The following is a 220-nucleotide window of genomic DNA, read 5'->3' as shown; positions in this document are numbered from 1 at the left end:
CGGCGAGCGAACGCAACCACGACCACCTGCGCGCGCTCGGCGCCGTCCCCGTCACCTACGGGGACGGACTCGTCGAACGAGTGCGGGAACTGGCCCCGGACGGCGTCGACGCCGCCCTCGACGCCGCCGGGCCCGAGGCCCTGCGCGCCTCCGTCGAACTCGTCAAGGACCGCGACCGCGTCGTCACCATGATCGCCATGGAGGAGGCCGAGAAACTCGG

General features: G+C 73.2%; 1 protein-coding gene. It reads left to right on the top strand.

Annotated features, from left to right (window positions below):
• The coding region (locus IF129_RS26010) for a zinc-binding dehydrogenase (protein WP_224755619.1) at positions 1-220 on the top strand (220 nt) is incomplete at both ends.

Source organism: Streptomyces chumphonensis (assembly GCF_014779715.1).
GTDB lineage: Bacteria > Actinomycetota > Actinomycetes > Streptomycetales > Streptomycetaceae > Streptomyces > Streptomyces chumphonensis.
Note: the sequence above shows the minus strand (reverse complement) of the source record. Positions and strands in the feature narration are given on the sequence as shown.